General features: G+C 59.7%; 23 protein-coding genes. 14 read left to right on the forward strand and 9 right to left on the reverse strand.

The annotated features are described in order from the left end of the window. The first annotated feature begins 11 nt into the window (after positions 1–11). From GOV87_RS05775 to rarD, 6 genes are all read left to right on the forward strand, one after another. Positions 12–2459: an FAD-dependent oxidoreductase gene (locus tag GOV87_RS05775; protein WP_171211152.1), complete on the forward strand. Its 2448-nt coding sequence runs from the start codon at positions 12–14 to the stop codon at positions 2457–2459. After that, a complete protein-coding gene (locus GOV87_RS05780; protein ID WP_171211310.1) occupies positions 2459–3511 on the forward strand; it encodes a zinc-binding dehydrogenase in 1053 nt (350 codons plus the stop codon). Before GOV87_RS05775 ends, GOV87_RS05780 begins: the two co-directional genes overlap by 1 nt. 14 nt (positions 3512–3525) lie before the next feature. Next, positions 3526–4419 (forward strand): homocysteine S-methyltransferase family protein, encoded by an 894-nt coding sequence (locus GOV87_RS05785; RefSeq protein WP_171211153.1) that lies wholly within the window; start codon positions 3526–3528, stop codon positions 4417–4419. 4 nt (positions 4420–4423) lie between these two features. Then, a complete protein-coding gene (locus GOV87_RS05790) occupies positions 4424–5368 on the forward strand; it encodes a GlxA family transcriptional regulator (protein ID WP_171124414.1) in 945 nt (314 codons plus the stop codon). Between the two features lie 89 nt (positions 5369–5457). Further along, entirely contained in the window at positions 5458–7911 is a 2454-nt protein-coding gene (locus GOV87_RS05795) for an FAD-dependent oxidoreductase (RefSeq protein ID WP_171211154.1), read from the forward strand. A 253-nt stretch (positions 7912–8164) separates the two neighbouring features. Then, positions 8165–9070: an EamA family transporter RarD gene (rarD, locus tag GOV87_RS05800; RefSeq protein WP_171211155.1), complete on the forward strand. Its 906-nt coding sequence runs from the start codon at positions 8165–8167 to the stop codon at positions 9068–9070. Here the strand turns inward: rarD and GOV87_RS05805 are convergent. Continuing rightward, entirely contained in the window at positions 9061–9768 is a 708-nt protein-coding gene (locus GOV87_RS05805; protein WP_254447317.1) for an SGNH/GDSL hydrolase family protein, read from the reverse strand. The genes rarD and GOV87_RS05805 overlap by 10 nt on opposite strands. After that, on the reverse strand, positions 9768–10178 hold the full coding sequence (locus GOV87_RS05810; RefSeq protein WP_171124409.1) for a nuclear transport factor 2 family protein: 411 nt from the start codon (positions 10176–10178) through the stop codon (positions 9768–9770). The genes GOV87_RS05805 and GOV87_RS05810 overlap by 1 nt, the downstream gene beginning before the upstream one ends. A 96-nt stretch (positions 10179–10274) precedes the next feature. Between GOV87_RS05810 and GOV87_RS05815 the strand changes: the two genes are divergently transcribed. Beyond that, positions 10275–10922: an RluA family pseudouridine synthase gene (locus tag GOV87_RS05815; RefSeq protein WP_171211156.1), complete on the forward strand. Its 648-nt coding sequence runs from the start codon at positions 10275–10277 to the stop codon at positions 10920–10922. Positions 10923–10924: 2 nt separating this feature from the next. Here GOV87_RS05815 and GOV87_RS05820 read toward each other — a convergent pair whose 3' ends face one another. Continuing rightward, a complete protein-coding gene (locus GOV87_RS05820) occupies positions 10925–11110 on the reverse strand; it encodes a hypothetical protein (RefSeq protein WP_171211157.1) in 186 nt (61 codons plus the stop codon). 103 nt (positions 11111–11213) lie between these two features. On the opposite strand from GOV87_RS05820, the gene GOV87_RS05825 reads away from it, so the two are divergent. From GOV87_RS05825 to GOV87_RS05840, 4 genes are all read left to right on the forward strand, one after another. After that, positions 11214–11903, forward strand: coding sequence for a YafY family protein (locus GOV87_RS05825; RefSeq protein ID WP_171211158.1), 690 nt, complete (start codon positions 11214–11216; stop codon positions 11901–11903). A 118-nt stretch (positions 11904–12021) separates the two neighbouring features. Beyond that, complete coding sequence (locus GOV87_RS05830; protein WP_171211159.1) at positions 12022–12693, forward strand: OmpA family protein; 672 nt, start codon at positions 12022–12024, stop codon at positions 12691–12693. Between the two features lie 119 nt (positions 12694–12812). Next, positions 12813–13358, forward strand: coding sequence for an NADPH-dependent FMN reductase (locus GOV87_RS05835; protein ID WP_171126334.1), 546 nt, complete (start codon positions 12813–12815; stop codon positions 13356–13358). Positions 13359–13404: 46 nt separating this feature from the next. Further along, positions 13405–14205: an acyl dehydratase gene (locus GOV87_RS05840; protein WP_171211160.1), complete on the forward strand. Its 801-nt coding sequence runs from the start codon at positions 13405–13407 to the stop codon at positions 14203–14205. Here the strand turns inward: GOV87_RS05840 and GOV87_RS05845 are convergent. Next, positions 14197–15231 (reverse strand): FAD-binding oxidoreductase, encoded by a 1035-nt coding sequence (locus GOV87_RS05845; protein ID WP_171211161.1) that lies wholly within the window; start codon positions 15229–15231, stop codon positions 14197–14199. The genes GOV87_RS05840 and GOV87_RS05845 overlap by 9 nt on opposite strands. A gap of 55 nt (positions 15232–15286) precedes the next feature. On the opposite strand from GOV87_RS05845, the gene mnmD reads away from it, so the two are divergent. Together mnmD and GOV87_RS05855 are read left to right on the forward strand one after the other, a co-directional pair. Next, positions 15287–15952 (forward strand): tRNA (5-methylaminomethyl-2-thiouridine)(34)-methyltransferase MnmD, encoded by a 666-nt coding sequence (mnmD, locus tag GOV87_RS05850; protein ID WP_171126331.1) that lies wholly within the window; start codon positions 15287–15289, stop codon positions 15950–15952. Beyond that, complete coding sequence (locus GOV87_RS05855) at positions 15949–16818, forward strand: DMT family transporter (RefSeq protein ID WP_171211162.1); 870 nt, start codon at positions 15949–15951, stop codon at positions 16816–16818. Before mnmD ends, GOV87_RS05855 begins: the two co-directional genes overlap by 4 nt. Here the strand turns inward: GOV87_RS05855 and GOV87_RS05860 are convergent. Further along, a complete protein-coding gene (locus GOV87_RS05860) occupies positions 16792–18756 on the reverse strand; it encodes a lytic transglycosylase domain-containing protein (RefSeq protein WP_171211163.1) in 1965 nt (654 codons plus the stop codon). The two genes, GOV87_RS05855 and GOV87_RS05860, sit on opposite strands and share 27 nt — an antisense overlap. Before the next feature lie 133 nt (positions 18757–18889). Between GOV87_RS05860 and dapA the strand changes: the two genes are divergently transcribed. After that, on the forward strand, positions 18890–19762 hold the full coding sequence (gene dapA / locus GOV87_RS05865; protein WP_171211164.1) for a 4-hydroxy-tetrahydrodipicolinate synthase: 873 nt from the start codon (positions 18890–18892) through the stop codon (positions 19760–19762). A gap of 98 nt (positions 19763–19860) precedes the next feature. Here dapA and GOV87_RS05870 read toward each other — a convergent pair whose 3' ends face one another. The 4 genes from GOV87_RS05870 to pta form a co-directional block, all read right to left on the reverse strand. After that, positions 19861–20733 carry a DmsC/YnfH family molybdoenzyme membrane anchor subunit gene (locus GOV87_RS05870; RefSeq protein WP_171211165.1) on the reverse strand — a complete coding sequence of 291 codons (873 nt, stop codon included), beginning with the start codon at positions 20731–20733 and terminating at the stop codon, positions 19861–19863. Next, positions 20733–21482: a 4Fe-4S dicluster domain-containing protein gene (locus GOV87_RS05875; protein ID WP_171211166.1), complete on the reverse strand. Its 750-nt coding sequence runs from the start codon at positions 21480–21482 to the stop codon at positions 20733–20735. Before GOV87_RS05875 ends, GOV87_RS05870 begins: the two co-directional genes overlap by 1 nt. Positions 21483–21573: 91 nt before the next feature. After that, on the reverse strand, positions 21574–24426 hold the full coding sequence (locus GOV87_RS05880) for a molybdopterin oxidoreductase family protein (RefSeq protein ID WP_171211167.1): 2853 nt from the start codon (positions 24424–24426) through the stop codon (positions 21574–21576). A 50-nt stretch (positions 24427–24476) separates the two neighbouring features. Further along, positions 24477–25490 carry a phosphate acetyltransferase gene (gene pta / locus GOV87_RS05885; RefSeq protein ID WP_171211168.1) on the reverse strand — a complete coding sequence of 338 codons (1014 nt, stop codon included), beginning with the start codon at positions 25488–25490 and terminating at the stop codon, positions 24477–24479. Position 25491: the final 1 nt, after the last annotated feature.

The following is a 25491-nucleotide window of genomic DNA, read 5'->3' on the forward strand; positions in this document are numbered from 1 at the left end:
GGATCAAGACCATGAGTGATTTTCCAACCAAGGCCCGTGTGGTCGTTATCGGCGGTGGCGTTGTCGGCTGTTCGGCGCTGTATCATCTGGCCAAGAAGGGCTGGACCGACTGCGTTCTGCTGGAAAAGAATGAGCTGACGGCGGGCTCGACTTGGCACGCGGCGGGGAACGTGCCGACCTTTTCAACCTCGTGGGCGATCATGAACATGCAGCGCTATTCGACCGAGCTGTATTCGCGGCTGGCGGACGAGGTCGACTATCCAATGAACTACCACGTCTCGGGCTCAATCCGTCTGGCGCATAGCAAAGAACGGATGCAGGAGTTCGAGCGTGCCATGTCCATGGGTCGCTATCAGGGCATCCCGATGGAGATGTGGACCGCGGAAGAGGCCAAAGAGCGCTATCCTTTCCTTGAAACCCATGATCTTGAGGGTGTGCTGTACGACCCCACCGACGGCGACATCGACCCGGCGCAGCTGACGCAGGCGCTGGCTAAAGGCGCGCGGGATTTGGGACAAAAGATCATCCGCTTCTGTCCAGCGACTGGCGTGACTCAGCACGACGACGGCACGTGGACCGTTCACACCGACAAGGGCGATATTGCCTGTGATTACGTGGTCAATGCCGCCGGATACTATGCGCAGCGCGTGGGCGAATGGTTCAAACCCTTTGGCGGGCGCACCGTGCCTGCCATGGTCATGAGCCATCAGTACCTGCTGACCGACGAAATCCCGGAAATCGAGGCGTGGTCGAAGGAAAACGGCGGCAAGCTGCCGCTGCTGCGCGACGTGGATATCTCGTACTATCTGCGGCAGGAAAAGAACGGCTTCAACCTTGGCCCCTATGAGCCGAACTGCAAGGGCCACTGGATGACCGAAGACGATCCGATGCCCGAGGATTTCAGTTTTCAGCTGTGGAACGACGACCTAGACCGGATCGAGGACATCGTCACCGACGCGATGGAGCGGGTGCCGTTGATGGCGACCTCGGGCGTGGGTCGCGTGATCAACGGCCCGATCCCCTATGCGCCCGACGGGCTGCCGCTGATCGGGCCGATGCCCGGTGTTCGAAATGCGTTCGAGGCGCACACATTCACCTTCGGTATCGCGCAGGGTGGTGGCGCTGGCAAGGTGCTGGCCGAATGGATCGTCGATGGCGCGACCGAATGGGATATGTGGGCCGTCGATCCGCGTCGTTACACCGACTACACCGATCAGGACTACTGCAACCAGAAGGGTATGGAGGTCTACGGCAACGAATACGCCATGCATTTCCCGCATCACGAATGGCCTGCGGCGCGCGACAAGAAGCTGTCTCCGGTTCATGACAAGATCAAGGAACTGGGCGGGGTTATGGGTGCCTATAACGGCTGGGAACGCGCCAATTGGTTCGCCAAGCCGGGCGACGACACCTCGCTGGACGCGACGCATACATGGGGCCGATCCGGCCCGTGGGAGCAGCGGATCAAAGAAGAATGCGAGGCCGTCCGCGACCATTGCGGCGTGCTGGACTTGCCGGGTTTCTCGCGCTTCATGGTCAAAGGCGAAGGCGCGGCCGAGGCGCTGCGCGGGCTGGTAACGGGTGGTCTGCCTAAGGTGGGCCGGATTAATTTGGTCTATATCGCCGACGACCGGGGGCGTATCCTGACCGAGATGTCCTGCTTGCGCTTGGGTGAAGATGAGTTCGTCATGATCACAGCCGCCACCGCGCAATGGCATGACCGGGACATTCTGGTGAATGCGATGCCCTCTGGTATCAGTGTCGAGGATGTCACCACGACACGCGACACGCTGATCGTCACCGGGCCGAAATCGCGGGACATACTGTCGGGTCTGACCGATGCTGACCTGTCGCTGGGCTGGTTGACCCATCAGGCTGCCACGGTGGCCGGAAAACCTGCCTATCTGATCCGCGTATCCTTCGCGGGCGAACTGGGGTGGGAGATTCACGCCCTGAACGACGACATGCCCGCGATCTATGATGCGATCCTTGAGGCTGGAGCGACGCCGTTTGGCATGTATGCGCTGAACTCGCTGCGGATCGAAAAAGGCTACCGCGCATGGAAGGGCGATCTGTCGACCGATTACTCGCTGCTGGAAGGCGGGTTGGGGCGCTTCGTCAAACTGGACAAGCCGCAGGATTTCCCCGGCAAGGCCGCGATCCTGAACGAAAAGCAGCAGGGGGTGAAGAAGTCATTTGTGACTCTGACGGTCGAGGCCGGTGACTGCGACGCGCCCTACATGTCCTGCATCTGGCAAGGCGATCAGATCGTGGGTGAGACAACGTCCGGCGCATGGGGTTACCGCGTGGGCAAGTCTATCGCACTGGGCATGATCAAGTCGGAACTGGCAAATCCGGGCACGGCGCTGGAGGTTGAAATCTACGGTCGAAAATACCCCGCCGTGGTACAAGAGGACCAACCGCTTTGGGATCCAGCCAACGAACGGCTTCGGGCCTGATGGCTGTGCCAAACGTCATGCAAGGCGTCTATCTGACCCACCATGGTGGACCAGAGGCGCTCGAATGGCGCGCGGATATCCCGGTGCCACAACCCGGACCCGGTCAAGTGCTGGTTCGGGTTGCCGCCGCCGGAGTGAACAACACCGATATCAACACGCGCGTCGGTTGGTATTCCTCGGATGTGACCGGTGCGACAGATGCGGTGGATCAGGAGGTCGACGCGGGCGGCTGGGGAGGCGCGCTGCACTTCCCACGCATTCAGGGCGGCGATCTGTGCGGCATAGTTGAACAGGCCGCGCCGGGCACGGGTTTCACCAAAGGCCAGCGCGTAACCTGCCCGATCAACCTACCGCGCCCACGCCCCGGCAACCCGACTGGCTTCATCGCTTTGGGGTCCGAGATTGACGGGGCCTTCGCGCAATATTGTCTGGTCGAGGCGTTTGATCTGTACGATGTGTCGGCCTCACCCCTGTCAGATGTCGAAATCGCTGCCGTCCCCTGTGCTTTTGGCACGGCGGAAAACCTGCTGACCCGCGCAGGTGTGACTGCCGGGCACAAGGTTCTGATCACCGGAGCCTCGGGCGGGGTTGGTCTGGCCGCCGTACAACTGGCCCGGCTGCGCGGGGCGACCGTGTGGGGCGTCACCAGTCCTCCCAAGGCCGAGGTGGTGAGGGATCAAGGCGCGATTGATACGTTCGACCGAGGCGCGCCTTTGCCGAAAGACATGTTCGATGTGGTGATTGACGTGGTCGGCGGTCCCGCATGGCCCGATCTGATCCTGTCACTGAAGCCCGGCGGGCAGTATGCCGTCTCGGGAGCTATCGCCGGACCTATCGTTCAGGCCGACCTGCGCGATATCTATTTGCGCGACATCGCCATTCACGGCTGCACCCATCAGGCGTTCGAGGTTTTCGGCCGATTGGTCGAACTGATGAACGCCGGCCGGGTAAAACCATTGATCTCGAAAACCTATCCGCTAAGAGACATTGCCAAAGCGCAAGCGGACTTTCAGTCCAAGGCGTTTGCGGGAAAACTGGTTCTCATTCCCTGAGGAAAGGTAAGGACATGGCGGATATCACTCTGTTGGACGGCTCGATTGGGCAGGAGTTGGTCAAACGTGGCGGCGAAAAGCCTACACCTTTGTGGTCGACGCGGGTGATGATGGATCAGCCCGAATTAGTGGGGCAGGTCCATGCAGATTACTTTCGACGCGGCGCGACCGTGGCGACTACGAACACCTACGCTATCCACCGCTCGCGTCTGGTACGCGAAGGGATCGAGGATCAACTGCCCGCCCTGATCGACACGGCGTTGACGCAGGCGGAAGGCGCGCGACCTGCGTCGCGTGGGCGGATCGCCGGGGCGCTGGGGCCTCTGCTGGCCTCGTACCGGCCCGACCTGAAACCCGATGTTGAAGAGGCGGCGCTGAAATATGCCGAGCTGGTCGGTCTGATGAACGATCGGGTGGACCTGTTCCTGCACGAAACCGTGTCTTCGCTGCAAGAGGCCGAAGGCGCGCTGCGCGGCACGGAAAGCGCGACTAAACCCGTCTGGCTGGCGCTGTCGGTGATGGACACTGACGGCACCCGCCTGCGCTCGGGCGAGCATCTGGCGCAGGTCGCGCCGCTGGTGGATCGCTGTAAGCCGCAAGCGGTGCTGATCAACTGCACCCGCCCGGAATCAGTGATGCCCGCGCTGACGATCCTTGAAACGATGGGCCGCCCGTATGGGGCCTATGCCAATGGCTTCACCGGCATCACGCAAGAATTTCTGGAGGACGCCCCCACCGTTGATGCGCTGGAAGAACGTCATGACCTGACCCCCGAAGCCTATGCCGATTTCGCAATGTCTTGGGTCGAGCACGGGGCCACCATTGTCGGCGGCTGCTGCGAGGTCGGCCCCGATCATATCGAGGCATTGGCCCACGCGCTGCACGCCGCCCGACACAGGATCGTGTAGGGCGATGGCGACACAGCAGCATTTCGATATCCTCGTCGCCCCCGGCTATGTGCTGCTGGAACTGGCGTCGCTGGTCGAGGTGCTGCGTCTGGCCAACCGTGTCTGTCCACATCCGCCTTTTACCTATGCGTATAAATCCCTGAAGGGCGGCCCGATCCATTCCAGCAGCGACGCGATGATCCAGACCGAGGCCGTCAGTGCCCAACCCAAGGCGGATTACTTGTTTGTCATTGGCAATACCGATCCCGATCACCCTGACCTGTCGTTGGGTCGCGTGGTGTCCGACTATACCTATCGCGGCGCGCAGGTGTTTCTGCTGGCCGAAGCCGCCAGTCGTTACATCGACGAACACGGAACCGAGGATATGGCGACCCATTGGGAGAACGCTTCGTTCCTGCGCGAACGCGGCGCCCGGTTCGAAGCCAAGCTGTCCATCGCCACCCAGCAAGGCGCTGTAGTGACGTGTGCGGGGATGGAGGCGACGACCGATGTGGCTTTGTCGGTGATCGGCCGTCACATCTCGGGGCCCGCCAAGATGACCGTGGCTGATATCATGTTGCACGAGAACATCCGCGATTTTTCCTCGATGCAGCCGTTTTCCGGCGCGCGCCTGACCGCCACCGGGGATGCCAAGCTGGACCTGTGCATCAAGCTGATGCAGGCCAATATCGAAGACCCCTTGCCGATCCATCAGATCGTCGAAGAACTGCACCTGTCCAACCGTTCGCTTGAGCGCAAGTTCAAGACTTTCTTCGGCACCACCCCAAACGGATTCTACCGCGAGATGCGGTTGGCCAAGGCCAATAACCTTCTTCTCAACACTACTATGAGCGTGCGCGAAATCGGCCTGGCTTGTGGATTTCCGAACGGATTTTCGTCTGTCTACAAAAGCTTTTTCGGCGTCACGCCGTTTGTTCTGCGCCGCGAAAAGCGCGTAGCACATCGGTGAAAATTACCGATATTGTGACGCTTTTAGCGCATTTATTGTCGATCTTCCATGCCAATTTGGCCCAAACCTGACAGTGCGGAGATTTCAGGATGGTTGATCTTCCCAACAAGGCCCGTGTGGTCATCATCGGCGGCGGCGTCATCGGATGCTCGGTCGCGTATCACCTGACCAAAAAGGGCTGGAACGATGTTGTCCTGCTGGAGCGCAAGCAACTGACCAGCGGCACAACATGGCACGCGGCAGGCCTGATCGGGCAGTTGCGCGCAACGTCGAACATGACCAAATTGGCGCGCTATTCGGCCGAGTTGTATCTGGGGCTCGAAGAAGAAACCGGCGTGGCAACGGGGATGCGTCAAGTCGGGTCGGTCTCGGTCGCGCTGACCGACGAACGTCTGGAAGAGCTTTACAGGAACGCCGCAATGGCCCGCGCCTTTGGCGTCCCGGTCGAAGAGCTGTCTCCGACCGAGGTGAAAGAGCGCTACGGGCATATCAATCTTGATGGTGTGACCGGGGGGGTCTGGTTGCCGACCGATGGCCAGGCCGATCCCGCCAATATTGCGCTGGCACTGGCCAAGGGTGCGCGTCAACGTGGGGCGATTGTTCAGGAACGGGTAAGAGTTTCCGGCATTTCTCGGCAGGGGAGGCGGGTCAATTCTGTGGAATGGGTCAGCGATGATGGCATGACGCAAGGCCATATCGAATGCGATATGGTCGTGAACTGCGCGGGTATGTGGGGGCATCAGGTCGGCCGCATGGCAGGCGTAAACGTGCCGCTGCACGCCTGTGAGCACTTCTACATCGTCACCGAAGGCATCGACGGTCTGACCCAACTGCCGGTACTGCGCGTGCCGGATGAATGCGCCTATTACAAGGAAGACGCGGGTAAAATCCTGCTGGGGGCCTTTGAACCTAACGCAAAGCCCTGGGCGATGAATGGAATCCCCGATAGTTTCGAATTTGACCAACTGCCCGAGGATTTCGACCACTTTGAACCGATCCTAGAGGCGGCGGTAAACCGGATGCCGATGCTGGCCGAGGCGGGAATTCATACGTTCTTCAACGGGCCGGAATCTTTCACGCCCGACGACGCCTATCATCTGGGTCTCGCGCCCGAGATGGACAATGTTTGGGTCGCTGCTGGGTTCAACTCGATCGGTATCCAATCCGCCGGTGGTGCGGGTATGGCACTGGCCGAGTGGATGGACAGCGGAGAAAAACCCTTTGACCTGGGCGATGTAGATATTGGCCGGATGCAGCCGTTTCAGGGCAACAAACAGTATCTGTTTGAACGCTCCAAGGAAACGCTGGGCCTGCTCTATGCCGACCACTTCCCCTATCGCCAGAAGGCCACCGCACGCGGGGTACGGCGCACGCCCTTCCACCATCACCTGCTGGAGCAGGGTGCTGTCATGGGTGAACTCGCCGGGTGGGAACGGGCCAACTGGTTCGCCAACGCAGGTCAGGAACGCGAATACCACTACAGCTGGAAACGTCAGAACTGGTTCGAAAACGCGGCTGCCGAACACCGCGCGGTGCGCGAGAATGTGGGCATGTATGATATGTCCTCCTTCGGCAAAATCCGCGTTGAAGGCCCCGATGCCGAGGCGTTCATGAACTATGTCGGCGGCGGCGACTACGCGGTACCCAATGGCAAGATCGTCTACACTCAATTCCTAAATCGCACAGGTGGGATCGAGGCGGACGTGACCGTCACCCGCCTGTCCGAGACCACCTATCTGGTCGTCACACCTGCCGCCACACGCTTGGCCGATCAGACATGGATGCAGCGCCACGCGGGTGCGTTCAACGTGGTCATCACGGATGTCACCGCAGGCGAAGGTGTGCTGGCCGTCATGGGCCCCAATGCGCGCACGCTGTTGCAAAAGGTTTCGCCTGCTGATTTCTCGAACGCGGCAAATCCGTTTGGCACCGCGCAAGAGATCGAGATCGGCATGGGCCTCGCCCGTGCGCATCGCGTCACCTATGTGGGTGAACTGGGGTGGGAGATTTATGTTTCCTCAGACATGGCAGGCCATGTTTTCGAAACCCTGTTTGAGGCCGGGCAGGATATGGACCTGAAACTCTGTGGGATGCACATGATGGACTCGTGCCGGATCGAAAAAGGCTTCCGCCATTTCGGCCACGACATCACCTGTGAAGATCACGTGGTCGATGCCGGGCTGGGCTTTGCTGTGAAAACCGACAAGGGCTGCGACTTCATCGGGCGCGAGGCAGTGATCGCACGAAAGGAAACCGGACCACAAAGCCGATTGGTTCAGTTCAAACTCACTGACCCCGAACCGCTGCTGTTCCACAACGAACCCATCCTGCGGGACGGTGAATATGTGGGTTATCTGAGTTCGGGCAACTATGGACACACGCTGGGTGGTGCCATCGGTCTGGGCTATGTGCCCTGCGCGGGTGAAAAGGCTGCCGATGTATTGGCCTCAAGCTATGAGATCGACGTCTGCGGGGTGAAGGTCACAGCAGAAGCATCGCTGAAACCGATGTATGACCCAAAATCGGAACGCGTAAAAGTCTGATGCGCGGCAAAAGGGGCTCTGCCCCCGCCGCGGCAAGCCGCGACTCCCCCGGGATATTTGGGGCCAGATGAAGCAGGAGATCCACTCTTCATCTGGCTAAAAATATCCCGGAGCGCGAGGCAGAGCCTCGCAAAGTGAGCCGTCGCAATTGGCGAGACATATCAGATTCCATGATGGTGTCCGTCACAGATTTTGCGGATTTCTTTTTTCTGAGTTTGTCTTACAGAGCTTCAAGATCAATCGGAGACTCACCATGGCAGAGACCCCAGTCCCGTTGAACAATGGCGACACGCCTAAAGGGTTGGCGCTGGCGGTCACGGCCTATGTTTTGTGGGGGTTTCTTCCACTTTACATGAAGGCGTTGGTGCATATCGGCCCGGTTGAGATCGTGGCGCATCGGGTCATTTGGTCGGTACCTGTGGCAGGTGCGTTGTTGATCGCGCTTGGGCGAACCGCTGATCTGAAAGCGGCGTTGCAAAACCCCAAAATGTTGGGCATGGCCTGTTTGACTGCGGCGCTGATATCTGTGAACTGGGCGATTTACATCTGGGCCATTGCCAGCGGAAATGCGCTGGATGCCGCGCTTGGGTATTATATCAACCCGCTGTTCAGCATAACTTTGGGCGCGGTTCTACTGCGGGAGCCACTTAACAAAACGCAATTGATTGCCGTTGGTCTTGCTGCGGCCGGCGTACTGGTCTTAGTTCTTCAGGCTGGCAGTTTGCCTTGGGCGGCCCTGGGCCTGATGGTCAGTTGGGGGTTCTACGCATTCTTCAAGCGATCTTTGCCTATCGGCCCAAATCAGGGGTTCCTGCTTGAGGTTCTGATCCTATTGATTCCGGCATTGGTTTACGTAACGTGGCTTGGTGCCAAAGGGACTGGGCATTTTGGGGCAACGGGTTCGGATACCCTGTTGTTGGCCGCTGCGGGGGTGGTGACGGCCGTTCCTCTGCTGGTTTATGCAAACGGGGCAAAGCTGGTGCGCCTGTCGACGATGGGCATATTGCAGTACATCGCACCGACCATGATCTTCATCACCGCGATCACTGTTTTCGGCGAGCAGATCGACAGGGGGCGCATGATTGCGTTTCCGCTGATTTGGGCTGCGTTGGTTGTGTACTCGATTCCAATGATCCGGCAGATGCGCGCTCAGGCCTGACGCAGGAGTGTCGCGGCTTCGGATGCCCAGATGGCATAAGTTTTTGGGCTGGGATGATAGCCGTCTGGCGCGGCCAATGCGGGATCGTCAGGCAAGTTGAGCGTTAGATGGCGCGCCTGAGAAAACCCGGCGGTGACTTCTTGCAAAGCCTGATCCAACCGGGCGGCCTGCTGACCCAGAACCCAGGCCAATGGCTGCGGCAGCGCTGGAAACCGGGCCATTTGGGGGACGCCTGTCGCGACAATGCGACGAACGCCAAACTGCCGGACAAGAAGGTTCATCAATAGCGTCTGTCGGTCGGCGAACTTCTTACGTGTGACGCCATGCGTGACATCATTCACTCCCAGCGCTGTGACTGCCATGTCAAATTGGCCGACCAAAACCTGCAGGCGGTTAAGTGTATCCTGCGTGGTGTGGCCGGTCATGGCTTCAAGCTGCCATTCGACGGTGTAGTGCCGGGACAATTCCCGAACCAGATGCCCTGAAAGCGCCTGTGCCTGCGTGCCGGCGCCTACACCGGCGGCCGAGCTGTCTCCGGCGATCAAAAGGCGCAGTCGGGGCCCCCGACCATTTCGGCCGCTGCGGGGGCCTATGGGTTCGGGCAAAAGTTGCGCGCTCCGTCGGACAGACAGGCCCTGTGCGGCCAGAACTGGCAGCAGCGGCACCCGCAACAACTGGTCTGGGGCTACTGGAATCATCAGCTCAGTGCGTTTTTGTATTCCAGAAAACGCGGATCGGTCATGACGCGGGCCATCATCGCCTCGCGCAGGGCGCCAATCGTTTTGTAGGGGCGCATGACGACTTCGAACTCCTGTATCAGACCATCGTCATCCAACGTGATCAGATCGACGCCGACCGCATCCAAATCGCCGACCTTGCACTGAAATTCCAACGCCCAATCCTTGCCGTCGCCCATGACCCGGCGATAGTGAAAATCCGTGAACACCTGCCCCACGTGACCCAGTACCGCCGCGACCGGGGCGCGCCCTGTCCATGTGCTGAAATAGGTTGGGGGTGAAAACCGCACATCCTCGGCCAGCAGTTCTAGAATCTGGGATTCGTCACCTTTGGCAACAACCTCTTGCATGCGCTCGATTGTGGGGTGCATGAATTTTCCTCCGCTTTAGGGGCAGAGTTGCGGAACTATGCGGCGCAAGCAAGGACGACGTTGCGGGAGGCAGCGGGCTGCGGTAGGCAGACGCGCATGAGCGAACCCTACGATCCACCCCAAACACCTCTGGACGTGTTGCACGAAGATGCGCAACTGATCGTGGTGAATAAACCATCGGGCCTGTTGTCGGTTCCAGGGCGCGGAGAGCATCTTGCCGATTGCCTGCTGACACGGGTGCAGGCAGCCTTTCCGCAAGCCTTGTTGGTGCATCGGCTCGATCGGGATACGTCGGGGGTGATGGTGTTCGCGCAGACCCCGCACGCCCAACGACATCTGAGCATGCAGTTCGAGAAGCGCCAGACGCGCAAAACCTATGTCGCGCGTGTGTTTGGTCGGGTTGAACCCAAAACCGGCACCATTGATCTGCCGCTGATTGTGGATTGGCCCAATCGCCCGCGTCAGAAGGTGTGTCATGAGACTGGTAAACCTGCTGTCACGGATTGGCGGGTCGTTAAACACGAAGGCGACACGACCCGTGTGCGCCTGTTTCCGAAAACCGGGCGGTCCCATCAGTTGCGGGTCCACATGCAGGCTTTGGGTCACCCGATTTTGGGCGACCCGTTTTATGCGGACGGCGCGGCGCGCGACTATCCGCGCCTTATGCTGCATTCCGAAGAACTGCGCCTGAAAAACCCCGAGGGCGGCGTTTCAATGAAATTCCGCGCCGCGGCCGATTTCTGACGTTAGATTACGTTGGTCCAGTGCAGCTTGAGATTGCCCAGAGAAAACCGCCTTGCGCGGCGTCTGGCGGTGCAGCGTTGACGGTTTGCTGCGACTTCGCGTTCTATTTCAAAGGCGCGCAGGTTGTGCTTATTGGACCATTGACCCAGTTTGAGGGTCATCAGAACATGATTGTCTCGGCTTGGCATGGAGGGCATCCTTTTTTGTGTTGGTCCAGCCTTGCCGATCACTGCTGACACCACCTTGTCAGGGGGCTGTGTTAGAGTGTCAGCAGTTCAGCCGGAGATTTTCATGCGCCGTTCGACCCGTTTGTTTGAGATCATCCAAATTCTGCGCGCCTCAAACGCGCCCGTCACCGCCGAGATGCTTGCCGAAAAGCTCGAGGTTTCCGTTCGGACGGTGTATCGCGATATTGCCGCGTTGCAGGCGCAGCGCACCCCGATCGAAGGTGAGGCGGGCATCGGGTATCTGATGCGCCGTGGTTATGATCTGCCGCCACTGAACTTTGACGCGGAAGAGGTCGAAGCCTTGTGGGTTGGTCTGTCCATGCTGGCGCGCACCGGCGACAGCACGCTGCAACAGGCCGCCGATCGGGTGTGTCGCAAAATCGACGCTCTGCGCGCGCCTGCGGATTGGCTGCAAGTGGCCCCGTGGGGGGCGCCCGCAGACGACCCCGAAAAGGGATGCGTTCAGGTTGTGAACTACCGTGAGGCGATCCGGTCCGAGCGCAAGATCCGTATTACCTATGTCAATTCTGCTGGTGTCCGGACGGAACGGACCGTGCGCCCGGTTGCGTTGGTCTATCATATTGAGTGCACGATGCTTGCTGCATGGTGCGAGTTAAGAAACGGGTTTCGACATTTTCGGACCGACCGCATCTGGTCCTGTGATCTGATCGATGATCACTATTGCGGTCAGGGCGCGCCGCTTCGCGCGATATGGCAAGAGCAAAATCGCTGGGACGCTGTCACACAACAATGACTGGCGGGTAACTGCCGATATCACCGGATTGTTGCTTGAGCCTGCTCGGCGTCGGCGCGATATACTGCGCTGAACAAGATGGTCCCGGCAAACGGGTACCAGAGCAGAAGGTGATTTCATGACCATTTCCAAGTTTGTTGTTTCCGCCGGGCTGTGCTCGGCAATGTTTTTGGGCGCGTGCACGGACCCCGGTACGCTGAATTTGCCAGCCGACCCAAACCAGAACACAAAACAGGGTGCGATTCTGGGTGGATTGGTTGGTGCGGGTGTCGGAGCGATCGCGAATGGCTCTGATCCGCTTCTTGGTGCGTTGGCTGGTGGTGCGATTGGTGCGGCCGGCGGTGGCCTGATCGGTAACCAACTGGACCAGCAGGCCGCAGAACTGCGCCAGCAATTGGCCAATCAGGGGATTACCGTAACCAATGCCGGTGACCGGCTGATTGTCACCGTGCCGAACGACATCACCTTTGACACCGACAGTTCGACCGTGCGCCCGGCGCTGCGGTCCGATTTGGTGCGGGTGGGGCAAAACCTGGTGAATTACCCCAACTCAACCGTGCAGGTCATTGGCCATACGGACAGTGACGGTGAGGCGTCGTACAATCAGGCCCTGTCAGAACGTCGGGCGCGCTCTGTCGCCGATATTTTGCAGGCCAATGGCGTCAACAGTGCAAGGATCAGCACGATTGGACTGGGTGAGAACCGCCCAGCGGCCTCGAACCTGACGCCTGAGGGTAAAGCCCTTAATCGACGGGTCGATATCGAGATCATTCCAAACGGGCGCACCTGAATTTAACAGGGCATAATTAGGTGCTCTGGCTTTTTCGCACATTGACTGCGCGTCATGGGGGCTATGGCGCGCAGAGGTGTCGCGCTAATTAGTGAAAGACACTATCACGGAGCCCTACCATGTCTGAACCGATCCTGCTTGGCCTGTCCGGATCGCTGCGCCAGAGCGCAACCAACCGTAAGTTGCTGCGCGAAGCCGCGCGGCTGTTTGACCCCGGGACATATGTCGAGGCAGACCTGAACCTGCCGCTTTATGACGGTGATCTGGAGGACGGCGAAGGTATCCCCGAGCCGGTTCAATTGCTGGCGGACCAGATCGCACAGGCGCACGCCGTGATCATCTCGACCCCTGAATACAACAAGGGTCCATCCGGAGTGTTGAAGAACGCGTTGGATTGGGTAAGCCGAACCAAGGGCAAGCCATGGGCCGACAAACCCGTTGCGGTGATGTCCGCCGCCGCGGGTCGCGCAGGCGGAGAGCGGGCCCAAATGGTGCTGCGCGGCTATATGGTGCCGTTCCAGCCACGTATTTTGCAGGGGCCGGAAATTCATCTGGCCAGCAGTTCCAGTGAATTCGATGAGCAAGGGAAGCTGACCAGCGAAAGATACGAAAGCGCTCTGCAAACTTTGATGCAGAAGCTGCGCGCCGAGGCTGGTTTCCAATAACCACAGGTCGCTTGTCGGTGCCGGTTCCGCTGTCTAGTGTTTTGCCATGAAGGTAGAGACACGGACAGATGTTCTGGACCCGGCCCGCGCCGCCGCGCTTCAGATCGCGTTGGGGCAGGGCGGGACCATTAGGGCAGGCACACCCTTGCCTGCCTTTTTCCACCAGCTTTATTTCTGGACACCGCAGCCACCCGACGGCCTTGGCCGGGACGGTCACCCAAAGGTTGGAAGTGGCCTGATCCCCGATTTGGGTTTGCCTCGCCGGATGTGGGCAGGCGGTCGGCTAGAGTTTCATGCGTCCCTTTTTGCGGGCAGGGTAGCCGAACGGCGCTCGATTCGGGAAAGTCTTCTGCGCAAAACAGGGCGAACCGGGCCGCTGGCCTTTGTCACGCTGCGCCACGAGATATGGCAGGATGAAACGCATTGCCTGACCGAGTGGCAGGACCTCGTTTACCGCAACGATCCATCTGGCGATGAACCACGCCCTGTGCCGCCGGTCGCACGGACCGACGAGACCGCTCGGCGCGAGGTAACTTTCGACTCGACTTTGTTGTTTCGATACTCGGCGCTGACGTTCAACGGTCACCGTATCCATTATGACCTGGACTATGCGCGTCAGGTCGAAGGGTATGATGGTCTGGTCGTGCATGGGCCGTTGCTGGCCCAGTTGTTGATGTTGTTTGCCGAGGATGTGATGGGTCCGCTTGCACGGTTTTCGTTCCGCGCGACTTCGCCGTTGATGCATACCGAAACTGCGACCCTGTGCCGGGACGGTCAGAGCATGTGGGTGCGCGGCCCCGACGGGCGGCAATGCATGATTGCCGATGCCGCCGCGCGGTCACAGTGACGCTTGGGGCCGGAAATCGTCTGGGATCGTATCGCGGTCGTCCAGTATCAGATCGGCCATGACTGCGGCCACCTTCGGGGCCATTCCAAAGCCGATCTTGAACCCGCCATTGGCGATGAACTGTCCCTTGTGCAAGGGATGCGCGCCCAGCATAGGGGCACGGCTTTTGCTGCGGGGACGAACCCCGGCCCAGCGTTCGATCACCTCGGCCCCGTGCAGAACAGGGACTGCGCGCGTGGCACGCTCCAGCACCTCCTCAAGCGCGGCATCTGTGCTGGTCGGATCGTCATACTCCCGCTCGGAGGTTGAGCCGATGGCCAGCGTGCCATCCGCATGCGGGACAATATGGACCGTATCGGCAAAAAGCTGGGGAACCTCACCGGCGTCAAACCGCAACAATGCGGCCTGTCCTTTGACGCCATTGCCGACAACTTTCCCCAATGCGTCGTTGAGTTCCTGAAGTCCAGCCAACCCGGTGGCGTGAACGACTTGCCCCCTGTCCGGTGCCTCAGCCACGACATCAACACCCATGACGGCCAACGCTGATACCAGCGCGGCACAGGCGCGCCGCGGGTGCATCCGGGCGCTGAGCGTGTCGTGGATTGCGTATCCAGTTGGACTGGGTGGGCACCACGATCCCAGTTGTTCGGTTTCAACGACACGCCATTCGGCCTTGCCCTGCCACAGTTCAGCCGCCGTGTCCGCGCGGGCGTGAGCCAGTTCCAAGGTTCTGGGGTCAGGTACAGGTTGAAGCCGCCCCAGCCTTGCGTAACCCGCTGAAACCCCGCCGATTTCCTCAACGCCTTTCCAAAATGGTTCGGCCATGATCAGGCTGTCGAACTGAAAGGCTTTCTTAGCGTTCCAGTTCTCGGGGACATGGGGGGCAAGGGCACCAACCAATCCGCCACTTGATCCTGAACCTGCGCCAAAAGGATCAACGACCTGAACTTTTGCACCGCGTCGGGCACAGGTCCAGGCGATGGACAGGCCAAAGATACCCGCGCCGCGTACCGTCACATCGACCATTGCCAAACCCCTTTTCCTTGTTCAGTGTCGCGCCGCTTAGCTACAGGATTCCCCGATGGCAGACCAGCGTGCCGAACTGACTTGGACCGACGATCAAATACCCGTTTCAGACCGGTTCGACGACCCGTATTACTCGTTGCAAAACGGGCTGGCTGAGACGCGTCATGTCTTTCTTGACGGCAACGACCTGCCCGCGCGCTTCGCGCCGGGATTTCGTATTGCTGAACTTGGGTTTGGCACTGGCCTGAACATGCTGACCGCGTGGTCAGAGTGGGAGAAGTCCGGACAAACAACACCTTTGAGCTTTACCAGTTTCGAAGCCTACCCAATGGACCCTGCGGATATGTCCCGCGCATTGGAGGCTTTTCCCGAAATCACCCCCTGGAGCACGCGTTTTCTGCAGCACTGGCGCGGAGGGTCGTGCGATCTGGGTACGCTGCGGCTTGAGGTTATCGAAGGGGATGCGCGCGAAACGCTGCCCAAATGGGCCGCATCCGCGGATGCGTGGTTTCTGGATGGGTTCTCTCCGGCCAAGAACCAGGAAATGTGGGGGGCTGAGTTGATGCAGCATGTGGCTGACCATACGACCCCCGGCGGTACTGCCGCGACCTACACAGCTGCAGGTTTCGTTCGCCGCGGATTGGAGGATGCGGGCTTTTCTGTCACTCGCGTCCCCGGATATGGCCGCAAACGCCATATGACGCGGGCGGTCAGATCATGACGCAGCAAAACAATACACGCGCAGGGATTGCCCTGATGATCGCGGCAACCGTTGTGTTCGCGTTGCAGGACGGCATGTCCCGCCACCTTGCCGGAACCTACAACACCTACATGGTCGTTATGATCCGGTATTGGTTCTTTGCTGCGTTCGTTCTGGCCCTGGCCCTTCGCGCCCCGGGTGGCATCGGAGTGACGGCGCGGACTAGCCAATTGGGATGGCAGATATTGCGCGGTGTACTGCTTGCCGGCGAGATTTGCGTGGCCGTTTATGCCTTTACCGTACTGGGTCTGATTGAAAGTCAGGCCGTGTTCATCTGCTATCCGCTATTGGTGGCGGCGCTTAGCGGTCCGGTATTGGGGGAAAAGGTGGGCTGGCGGCGATGGACGGCAATTGGCGTCGGCTGCATGGGCGTGCTGATTATCCTTCAACCCGGTATGGGTGTGTTCAACCCGCTGGCAGTGATCCCCCTGATCTCGGCTCTGATGTTCGCGGTCTATGGGTTGCTGACCCGGTATGTCGCCCGACAGGACAGCACTGCAACCAGCTTTTTCTGGACCGGTATCGCCGGAGCGGTCGCCATGACTGCGGTCGGCATGTGGTTCTGGGAACCTATGGAAAGCCGCGATTGGTTCTGGATGGGGTTGCTGTGTCTCAGCGGGGTGCTGGGACATTGGCTGCTGATCAAATGCTATGAAATGGCCGAAGCCAGCGCCGTTCAGCCCTTTGCCTATTTCCACCTGATGTGGAGCGCGATTCTGGGAATCTCGGTTTTTGGCGAAACCCTGCGGCCCGCGGTTGTCATCGGCGCCGGACTGGTCATCGCCGCTGGCCTGTTCACCTTATGGCGCGAACGCCGCCAGAGTTGAGCCAATCAGCTCTTGCGAAAACGGGATCGGCAGGGCCGGTTGACCCAGACGGGCGCGGTAGACCGGCAGGCTTTCGGCGACGCGCATCACGTAGTTGCGGGTCTCGCTGAACGGGATCGTCTCAATCCAGTCGACAACGTCAATCTCACCTGCGCGCGGGTCACCATACCGACCCATCCAAGAGATCGGTCTGCGCGGCCCGGCATTATATCCGGCGGCCATCATCACTACGTTGCCGTTGAAATCCGCCGCCAGCCCAGACAGGTAATTCGCACCTAGCTTGGCATTGTATTTCCAGTCAGACGTCAGCTTGCCCGTCTTATGACCACTGAGGATGCCCATGTTTTTGGCAACCAGTTGCGCGGTCGCAGGCATGACCTGCATCAAACCTCGGGCACCTGCCCCACTGACGACAATGGGGTCGAACTCACTTTCGCGGCGCGCAATGGCCAACGTCATCTCCTTGGCCATCGGCAGGCCCAGATCGGCCACCGGATGCACCGGGTAATAGGCAGCAGGCAGGACAACACCGGTTTTGGCCGCGCGCTTGGCAATCATTACGGCCAGATGAGGCTCTTTCAATTCGATAACCATATCACCCAGTTGGGTTGCCTCGACCGAGTCCAGGTCCTCCACCAGATGTGTCAGGAACCGTTCCGACAGGTTTGCTTCGCCAGCTTGCAGCAGCAACAACCCCGCCTCCAGCACGCTGGACTCGGCGAATTCGGCCTGTTTCCAATGTGGCGCGCGTCTGGGGTTTGCCAATTCACCATCGAACGGGCGGCCAATCTGCTCAGCCGCCAGCAATCCGTAGAACGAGGTCTGATGGTCCGCTCCCATGGCATAGGCTTCGTAGGCCTTGTCCGCATTGCCCTGTGCCGCGTAAGCCCGCCCAAGCCAATATCCGGCCCGCCCTTTCGAGATAGGCGACTGAACGGCGTCCGAGAAATTCTGGAAATGACGCACGGCTGTTGCCGGGTCGTTCAGTTTGCGCAGGGCAAGGAACCCTGACAGCCATTCAAGATCGGCATACCCATAGCCCATTTCAGGCGTCATGTGATGGTTGGCCGCGATGTCATAGGCGCGATTGATATCGCCGCCGCGCATCTCCAGCCGCGCCAGGCGGCGTCGGCCTTCTGCCCATTTGTCCGGCTCGCCCAAAGCCTCGGGGCCGGTGGACCGCGCCAGCATCAGGTCAATGGCGCTGTCGTCCAGTTCCTTTTTGTCCCGCCAGACAAACCGGTCAAACGCCAGCCCCGGGGCCTCTGCCAACGATTTGGGAACGGCAGCAACTTTACCATCCACACCAGGCAGGCGCTTTTGCAGCGCGATCCGGGCTTCGGCCAGCTTACGATGATCAGACCCGACCAAAGGCAGCATCTGTCCAGCGCTGACAAGGTGGTTATCCCACAGCATCCGATCCAGCCGGGCCTCATGGTGGGGCTTGAGGAGCTTCCCGAAGTTTTCAAGGTAATCCTTCTGCAGGCCTTTACCCATCGGCATGGTCCGCCACGCCGCAACGATATCTGCCTCGGCATCCCCTGGGCGCCCCTTGGCCTTGAGCGCCACCGCATAGTTCAATGCGCCCTCTGCCGTTTGCGGCGGTACATCGGCATAGAACTTCAATACACGGTCAGGATCTGCCCCGGTAAACGCCGGTTCGCTTTTGCGGCGCAGCCATGTCAGGCCCGGCCAATCAGGGCGACGGTCCAAAAAGACCAGTACGTCACCAGAGCTGCCAAAACCTTCGCGAAGCCAATGCCAGACGATTATGTCGCGTGATACCGATCCCCGCGCGCCTGCCTCACGCAAAGCGGCATTCCAGTCGCCTTTGCGCATTTCATCCAGCCCGGCGCGCAGATCGCTTGCTGCGTCGGCATGCGCCTGCCCGAATGATCCCAGAATCATTGCCATCAATAGCGTCAGAACGCGTGTCATGCCTTGCATTTCCTAACCAACCAAGGATAGAGCCATTCAGGATAAACCTTGCGCCGCCGGGATCAACTCACATCACTCAGATTGTGATCGCTGGCGTCACAATAATTGCCAACTGCACTCTGAGGAGCGTGTCATGTTCAAAGGCTCGATGCCAGCCCTGGTCACCCCGTTCACTAACGGCGAGTTGGACCTGGATATGCTCAAACGGTTGGTCGAATGGCAGATTCAGGAAGGGTCAACCGGTCTGGTTCCCGTTGGCACCACCGGCGAAAGCCCCACCCTCAGCCATGATGAACACGAAACCGTCGTAGCAGAGGTTGTGAAGGCGTCGGCCGGGCGTGTACCAGTGATCGCGGGTGCGGGATCGAACAATACGGTCGAAGCTATCCGTTTTGTGCGATTCGCTCAGAAGGTTGGCGCTGACGCCGCGCTGGTTGTGACCCCGTATTACAACAAGCCGACGCAAAAAGGACTGGTCGCACATTTCCGGGCGCTGCACGACTGCGCAGATATTCCGATCATCATCTACAATATACCAGGCCGCTCGGTCGTCGACATGACGCCTGAAACGATGGGAGAGTTGGCGGAACTGCCGCGCATTGTGGGCGTTAAGGATGCCACCGGCGATCTGGCGCGTGTCAGCCAGCAGCGCGCCACCTGCGGCGCAGATTTCTGTCAATTGTCAGGCGAAGACGCAACTGCACTTGGCTTCAATGCGCATGGGGGCGTGGGCTGCATTTCGGTAACAGCAAACGTGGCGCCGAAACTCTGCGCCGAGTTCCAGCAAGCGACGCTTCAGGGTGATTACGCCAAGGCGTTGGAATATCAGGACCGGCTGATGCCTTTGCACGAGGCGATCTTTATTGAACCGGGTCTTGTGGGCGCGAAATACGCCCTCAGTAAACTCGGCCTCTGCAGCACCGAAGTCCGTTCGCCTCTGACTGAACTGGAAGAAGGTACCAAATCTGCGATTGATGCGGCATTGGTCCACGCCGGTCTCCTATAGCCCGGCTGACACTCTGCGGGATCCGTCCTTCATCTGGCTGAAAATATCCCGGGGGATGAATTGGTCTGAAAGACCAAGAAGGGGGCTGGCCCCCTTCTTTATCTCCTTCCGTAATACAATCCGACCACGTGCTCGGCCTGCGCGAAAAACAACCAGCGTGACACGGCGACACCCGCCAGATGCGAGACCACCGCGATCAGCGCAAAAAAGTGGTTGAACGGCAAAAACAGCAGAACGACTGGTACGAAGAAAGCCAACAGAAACGAAATGATCCGCAGCTTCTCGGCATGTTTGCGTCCCACGACATGCACGAACTCGCGCAGCAGATAGTTTGTCCCGGTATGCGGAGGTTCAAACGCCCGAACTGCCCCGCGCGACCCCAGACCCGTTGCCGTGCCTAGGTTGGTTCCAGATTTGGCGAACGCTTTGTCGCCCTGCCACCAATAAAGGGCTTGAATGGTCGCGGCGATAAGTAACAAAGGTACGGCAAGCCGGGTTTGACCTGCAAGCAGAGCCCCACCAGCCAGACCGAAACTCAGAAACAGAGCCGGTGTCAGCTTCATGTTCCAGCGAGGGATGGTCTTGAGTTGGGTATAGATCATGGACGTCGTGAAAACAGTCGCCAACGAAAACACTGACCCGATGACCCCAAGCACGCTCCACTTTTGTCCCAGAAAGACCGCTCCAATCGCGTAAAAGCCCATGACGGTCAGCGCGATGACAGCGCACCAACCTTCACGACTAAGCCAACTGGACCTCCATTGTGTGAAGGCCTTCCAGGCGCGTTCAGGGTGCCCAAGGTGGAAGGTCGACGCCATAAGTCCGCCAACAGACAGGCCATAGGCGATAATAAAGAAGACGAACGCAACCCAGCCGGTGACGTCCGGCATCCCCAGACCCAGAAAGAAGAGAAGACCGAAACCCAGACCGGACAGGGTGGTGAAGATGATGACGGAAGGCGCTGGATGCATCAGAGCTTCTCCAGAGCTTTGTCGAGCCAGCCGATAAAGCCCTTGGGTTCTTCGGCGACCGGAGCCAGCAGGGGCGCGAGAATATCAATCTGGTCTTCCACCTGATCTTTGAGGCGCGGTGGCAGGTACTTGTTCACGGGTTTTGTGCCCATCTCGGGCATCAGGTCCATTCCTTCGCGTTCGGCCACCAATTTACTGACATCGCTTTCGGGGTCTCCCAGATCACCGAAATGCCGTGCCCCTGCGGGGCAGGTGCGAACACAGGATGGAACTCGGTCCACCTCGGGCAGGTTTTCATTGTAGATACGGTCAACGCACAATGTGCATTTCTTCATTACACCTTCCGCAACATCCATCTCACGCGCGCCGTAAGGGCAGGACCACGCGCAGAGCCCACATCCGATGCAGTCACTTTCATTGACCAGCACGATGCCATCCTCGACCCGTTTGTAACTGGCCCCGGTTGGGCAAACGGTGACGCATGGGGCGTCCTCGCAATGCAGGCAGGACTTTGGAAAGTGGATCAGTTGGGCCGGGCCTTGATTGGGTTGCACTTCGTAGGAATGAACTCGGTTCAGGAACGTGCCTGAGGGGTTGCTGCCATAGGCATCCTGATCCGAAAGGGGAGCGCCATAGTTTTCCGTGTTCCAACCTTTGCACGATATTACGCAGGCATGGCACCCGACACAGGTGTCAAGATCGATCACCAGCCCCATTTTACGCTCGGTGGATTGTGGGAGCTGGGTCATGGTTGCCTTGCCTCTGCGTTTGGGGTGACGGCGGGCTGGGGCTCTGCCCCAGACCCCGGGATATTTTGGGCCAGATGAAGAGCGGATCGGGTCATTTGCCAACCTTCCAAGCGAGGTCTTTGGGCCCGGTCCCCACAGGCGACTTGATCGGGCTAAATTCCGGTTGGCTTTCCGCATCCTCAGGCGGCGCGGCCTTTTCGATTTTGACCCTCAGGTCGAACCACGCGGCCTGTCCGGTAACCGGGTCGGAATTGGTCCAGCGCATTCCATCGCCTTTGTGTGGGAGGAGTTCGTGGATCAGGTGGTTCAGCAGGAAGCCTTTGGTGGCTTCGGGGGCGTCTTCTTGCAGGGCCCAGGCACCTTTGCGCTTACCAATGGCGTTCCATGTCCACACGGTATTTTCGTTCAGTGCAGCCATTTCCATGACTGGGACTGTGATTTCCCCATGCGGTGAACTGACTTTGGCCCAGTCACCGTCTTGCAGATCGTGTCTGCGCATCAGCTTTGTGGGCACGTAAAGCGGGTTGCGCCCGTGCAATTGGCGGAGCCATGCGTTTTGGGTGCCCCAGCTGTGATACATCGCCATGGGGCGTTGGGTTAGGGCGTTGACGGTGAAGCCTTCGTTGCCCTGCTGGTCGGTTTCGTACCAGATGGGCAGCGGGTCCATCGTGTCTTTGAGGCGCTGGCGCAGGTGCTCGGGGGGCTGGCGGTCACCATGCCCTTCGGCGGCCAGTTGGAATTTGCGCATCGGTTCGGAATAGAGCTGGAACAAGTAGGGTTGCGGGCTGTCATAGAGGCCCATGTCAACGGCCCAATCCTGATAGGCGGTGTTCCACGGTTTGTAGTAATCCGCGCCTTCGGGGATGTGGGCCACGTAGAAGCCGCCGTTTTCGATGTACCGGTTTAACTGGTCCGGGTTGACCTCACCACGCCCTTCCTTGTCGCCGTCCTCACCCCGGAACCCGGCAAGCGGGCCGACGCCCGGTTTGCGTTCGTGGTTGACGATATAGTCAGCGTAATCCTTCCATTTTGGTGTGCCGTCTTCGTTTGTGAAGCCCGGCAGGCTCATGCGGTTGGCCAGTTCAATGAGCACCGACTGGAACCCGCGCACGTCGCGGTCGGGTTCGATCACGGGCCAGCGGATCGCGTCGGCGGCGGCGTCGGCCTCGCAGATTGGGCGGTCCAGAAGTGAGATGCAGTCGTGTCGCTCCAGATAGGTGGTGTCGGGCAGGATCAGGTCGGCATAGGCGACCATTTCCGAGGAATAGGCATCCGAGTAGATAATCTTGGGGATGACGTATTTGCCGTCTTCGGTCTTGGCCGACAGCATCTCCATCACGCCCTTGGTGTTCATGGAGGAGTTCCACGACATGTTCGCCATATACATGAACAGCGTGTCGATCTTGTAAGGATCACCGGCGGCGGCGTTCGAGATCACCATATGCATCAGCCCATGCGCCGACATTGGGTTTTCCCATGTGAACGCCTTGTCGATGCGCTGGGCATTTCCGTTTTCGTCCAGCAGCAGGTCTTCGGGGCCGCGCGGGAAGCCAAGATGGGGGCCTTCCAGCGGGCGACCCGGGCGGCGGTCGCCGTGCGGGGTGGGGTGGGCCTCGACCGGTTTGGGGTAGGGCGGTTTGAAGCGGAAGCCGCCGGGGACCTCGACTGTGCCCAGCAGGATTTGCAGCACATGCAGCGCGCGGCAGGTTTGGAAGCCGTTGGCATGGGCCGAAATCCCGCGCATGGCATGGAAGCTGACCGGGCGGCCCGTCATTTTCGAGTGCTTCTCGCCTCGGAAGTCGGTCCATTCGTGGTCCAGCTCGATCGCTTCGTCAAAGGCGACGCGGGCGATTTCCGCAGCGATGGCGCGGATGCGCTTGGCCGGTATGCCGCAGCGTTCGGCCACGGCCTCGGGCGCGTGGTCGTCGGACAGGTATTTCTCGGCCATCAGGTGAAAAACCGGGCGGTGCGTGACGCCGTCCTTGTCGTATGTGGCCGACAGGTCCGGGCGGACGCCGGGTTTGTCAAAGGCGGTGGGCTCGCCTGTCACGCGGTCGATCACCAGTGGTTTACCTTCGGCGTCGCGCAGGAACAGGCCCTTTTCCGGGCCCTCGGCAGCGTTCACCAGAACCGGCGCATTGGTGTAGCGGCTGAGGTAGTTGAGGTCGATCTTTCCTGCCTTCATCAGTACATGGATCAGCGACAGGATAAACAGTCCATCGGTGCCGGGCGTGATCCCGACCCAATCGTCAGCGACGGCGTTATAGCCCGAGCGGATCGGGTTCACACCGATCACCCGCGCGCCGCGTGCCTTGATCTTGCCGATCCCCATCTTGATCGGGTTGCTGTCATGATCCTCGGCCACACCGAATAGCATAAACAGCTTGGTGTGCTCCCAGTCGGGTTGGCCGAATTCCCAGAACGCGCCGCCCATGGTGTAGATCCCACCCGCCGCCATGTTGACCGAGCAGAATCCGCCATGGGCCGCATAGTTTGGCGTGCCGAAATGCTGCGCCCAGAAACTGGTAAAGCTCTGGCTTTGGTCGCGCCCGGTGAAGAAGGCCAGTTTCTGTGGGGCGGTTTCGTGCAGTTCGTTCAGCCAGCCGACAGCGGTGCTGATCGCCTCGTCCCATTCGATTTCGCGGAATTCGCCCGAGCCACGCGGGCCGACCCGGCGCAGCGGTTTACAAAGGCGCGAGGGTGCGTTGACCTGCATGATCCCGGCGCTGCCCTTGGCGCACAGAACGCCCTTGTTCACGGGGTGGTCGCGGTTGCCCTCGATATAGGCAACTTTGCCGTCCTTCATGTGGACATTGATACCGCAGCGGCAGGCGCACATGTAGCAGGTGGTCTTGCGGACCTCGTCTGAAACCTTGGGCGAGGTGTCGATCACTGGCTGGTTCAAAAGCGCCCCCCTTAAAGACTGCGATCCGACCTTTCTCATAAAATGAGGTAAATCGGAATAATGTTTTCGTTTTTTCTTGTGAGGACGACTTACGTCCCGGAATCGTTGTGTTGCGCCTGAACGGCGGTGACGGCGATCATGTGCAGGATGTCCTCGGATGAACAGCCGCGTGACAGGTCGTTGGCGGGTTTCGCCAATCCTTGCAACACGGGGCCGATCGCCTCGACCCCGCCGATGCGCTGCGCGATTTTATAACCCAGATTGCCCGCGTTCAGGCTGGGGAAGACAAAGACATTTGCTTCACCTTTGAGTGGTGAGTCCGTGGCCTTGGTGGCGGCGATTTCAGGCACGAAGGCGGCGTCGAACTGTAGCTCTCCGTCGATCAGCAGGCTTGGGTCTTTGGCGCGGGCGATCTGCGTCGCTTCGACCACTTTCGAAACCTTAGGGTGTTCTGCGCTGCCCGAGGTGGAAAAGGATAGCATCGCCACCCGCGCAACCTCGCCGGTCAGGGTCGTGTAGGAGTCAGCCGAGGCGCGGGCGATCTCTGCCATCTCTTGTGCGTCGGGGTCCACAATCAGCCCGCAATCGGCGAAGATACGTGCGCCTTTGACCTCGTGATGGTCCTGGCAGAACAACATCAGGAAAAAGCTGGATACCATCGCGGCTTCGGGCGCGGTGCCGATGATCTGTAACGCGGCGCGTACAGTGTCAGAGGTTGTCTCGACCGCGCCGCCGACCGTGCCGTCGGCGATGTCCTGTCGCACCAGCATTGCGGCATAGATCAGACGGCTGGTGATCTGCTGGCGCGCGTTTTCCAACGTCATGCCCTTGTGCTTGCGCCGTTCGTATAGCGCTTGCGCAAGGCCGGGCGTCAGGTCCGACGTGGCCGGATCGTGGATGTCGATCCGGTCTGAATCATACCCGTCATGGGTTTCAAGCAGGGCCGAAACTTCGGCCCTGTCTCCGATCAGGATGATCCGCGCGACATTCTCTTTTACGGCTTTCACCGCGCCTTCGACAACGCGGGGATCGTCGCCCTCGGACAGGGCGATGATTTTGTCCGACGCGCTTGCCGTCCCGAGAATGGCGCGCAGAGGCTTCACG

Source organism: Ruegeria sp. HKCCA5426 (genome assembly GCF_013034585.1).
Lineage (GTDB): Bacteria > Pseudomonadota > Alphaproteobacteria > Rhodobacterales > Rhodobacteraceae > Ruegeria.

Coding starts and splice junctions, on each gene's coding strand:
- GOV87_RS05775 (WP_171211152.1), top strand. CDS start 12: ATGAGTGATTTTCCAACCAAGGCCCGTGTGGTCGTTATCGGCGGTGGC.
- GOV87_RS05815 (WP_171211156.1), top strand. CDS start 10,275: ATGAGCGAACCCTACGATCCACCCCAAACACCTCTGGACGTGTTGCAC.
- GOV87_RS05855 (WP_171211162.1), top strand. CDS start 15,949: ATGACGCAGCAAAACAATACACGCGCAGGGATTGCCCTGATGATCGCG.
- GOV87_RS05810 (WP_171124409.1), bottom strand. CDS start 10,178: ATGCACCCCACAATCGAGCGCATGCAAGAGGTTGTTGCCAAAGGTGAC.
- dapA (WP_171211164.1), top strand. CDS start 18,890: ATGTTCAAAGGCTCGATGCCAGCCCTGGTCACCCCGTTCACTAACGGC.
- GOV87_RS05805 (WP_254447317.1), bottom strand. CDS start 9,768: ATGATTCCAGTAGCCCCAGACCAGTTGTTGCGGGTGCCGCTGCTGCCA.
- GOV87_RS05880 (WP_171211167.1), bottom strand. CDS start 24,426: ATGAGAAAGGTCGGATCGCAGTCTTTAAGGGGGGCGCTTTTGAACCAG.
- GOV87_RS05790 (WP_171124414.1), top strand. CDS start 4,424: ATGGCGACACAGCAGCATTTCGATATCCTCGTCGCCCCCGGCTATGTG.
- mnmD (WP_171126331.1), top strand. CDS start 15,287: ATGGCAGACCAGCGTGCCGAACTGACTTGGACCGACGATCAAATACCC.
- GOV87_RS05785 (WP_171211153.1), top strand. CDS start 3,526: ATGGCGGATATCACTCTGTTGGACGGCTCGATTGGGCAGGAGTTGGTC.
- GOV87_RS05840 (WP_171211160.1), top strand. CDS start 13,405: ATGAAGGTAGAGACACGGACAGATGTTCTGGACCCGGCCCGCGCCGCC.
- GOV87_RS05795 (WP_171211154.1), top strand. CDS start 5,458: ATGGTTGATCTTCCCAACAAGGCCCGTGTGGTCATCATCGGCGGCGGC.
- GOV87_RS05835 (WP_171126334.1), top strand. CDS start 12,813: ATGTCTGAACCGATCCTGCTTGGCCTGTCCGGATCGCTGCGCCAGAGC.
- GOV87_RS05875 (WP_171211166.1), bottom strand. CDS start 21,482: ATGACCCAGCTCCCACAATCCACCGAGCGTAAAATGGGGCTGGTGATC.
- GOV87_RS05870 (WP_171211165.1), bottom strand. CDS start 20,733: ATGCATCCAGCGCCTTCCGTCATCATCTTCACCACCCTGTCCGGTCTG.
- GOV87_RS05820 (WP_171211157.1), bottom strand. CDS start 11,110: ATGCCAAGCCGAGACAATCATGTTCTGATGACCCTCAAACTGGGTCAA.
- GOV87_RS05860 (WP_171211163.1), bottom strand. CDS start 18,756: ATGACACGCGTTCTGACGCTATTGATGGCAATGATTCTGGGATCATTC.
- rarD (WP_171211155.1), top strand. CDS start 8,165: ATGGCAGAGACCCCAGTCCCGTTGAACAATGGCGACACGCCTAAAGGG.
- GOV87_RS05825 (WP_171211158.1), top strand. CDS start 11,214: ATGCGCCGTTCGACCCGTTTGTTTGAGATCATCCAAATTCTGCGCGCC.
- GOV87_RS05780 (WP_171211310.1), top strand. CDS start 2,459: ATGGCTGTGCCAAACGTCATGCAAGGCGTCTATCTGACCCACCATGGT.
- GOV87_RS05830 (WP_171211159.1), top strand. CDS start 12,022: ATGACCATTTCCAAGTTTGTTGTTTCCGCCGGGCTGTGCTCGGCAATG.
- GOV87_RS05845 (WP_171211161.1), bottom strand. CDS start 15,231: ATGGTCGATGTGACGGTACGCGGCGCGGGTATCTTTGGCCTGTCCATC.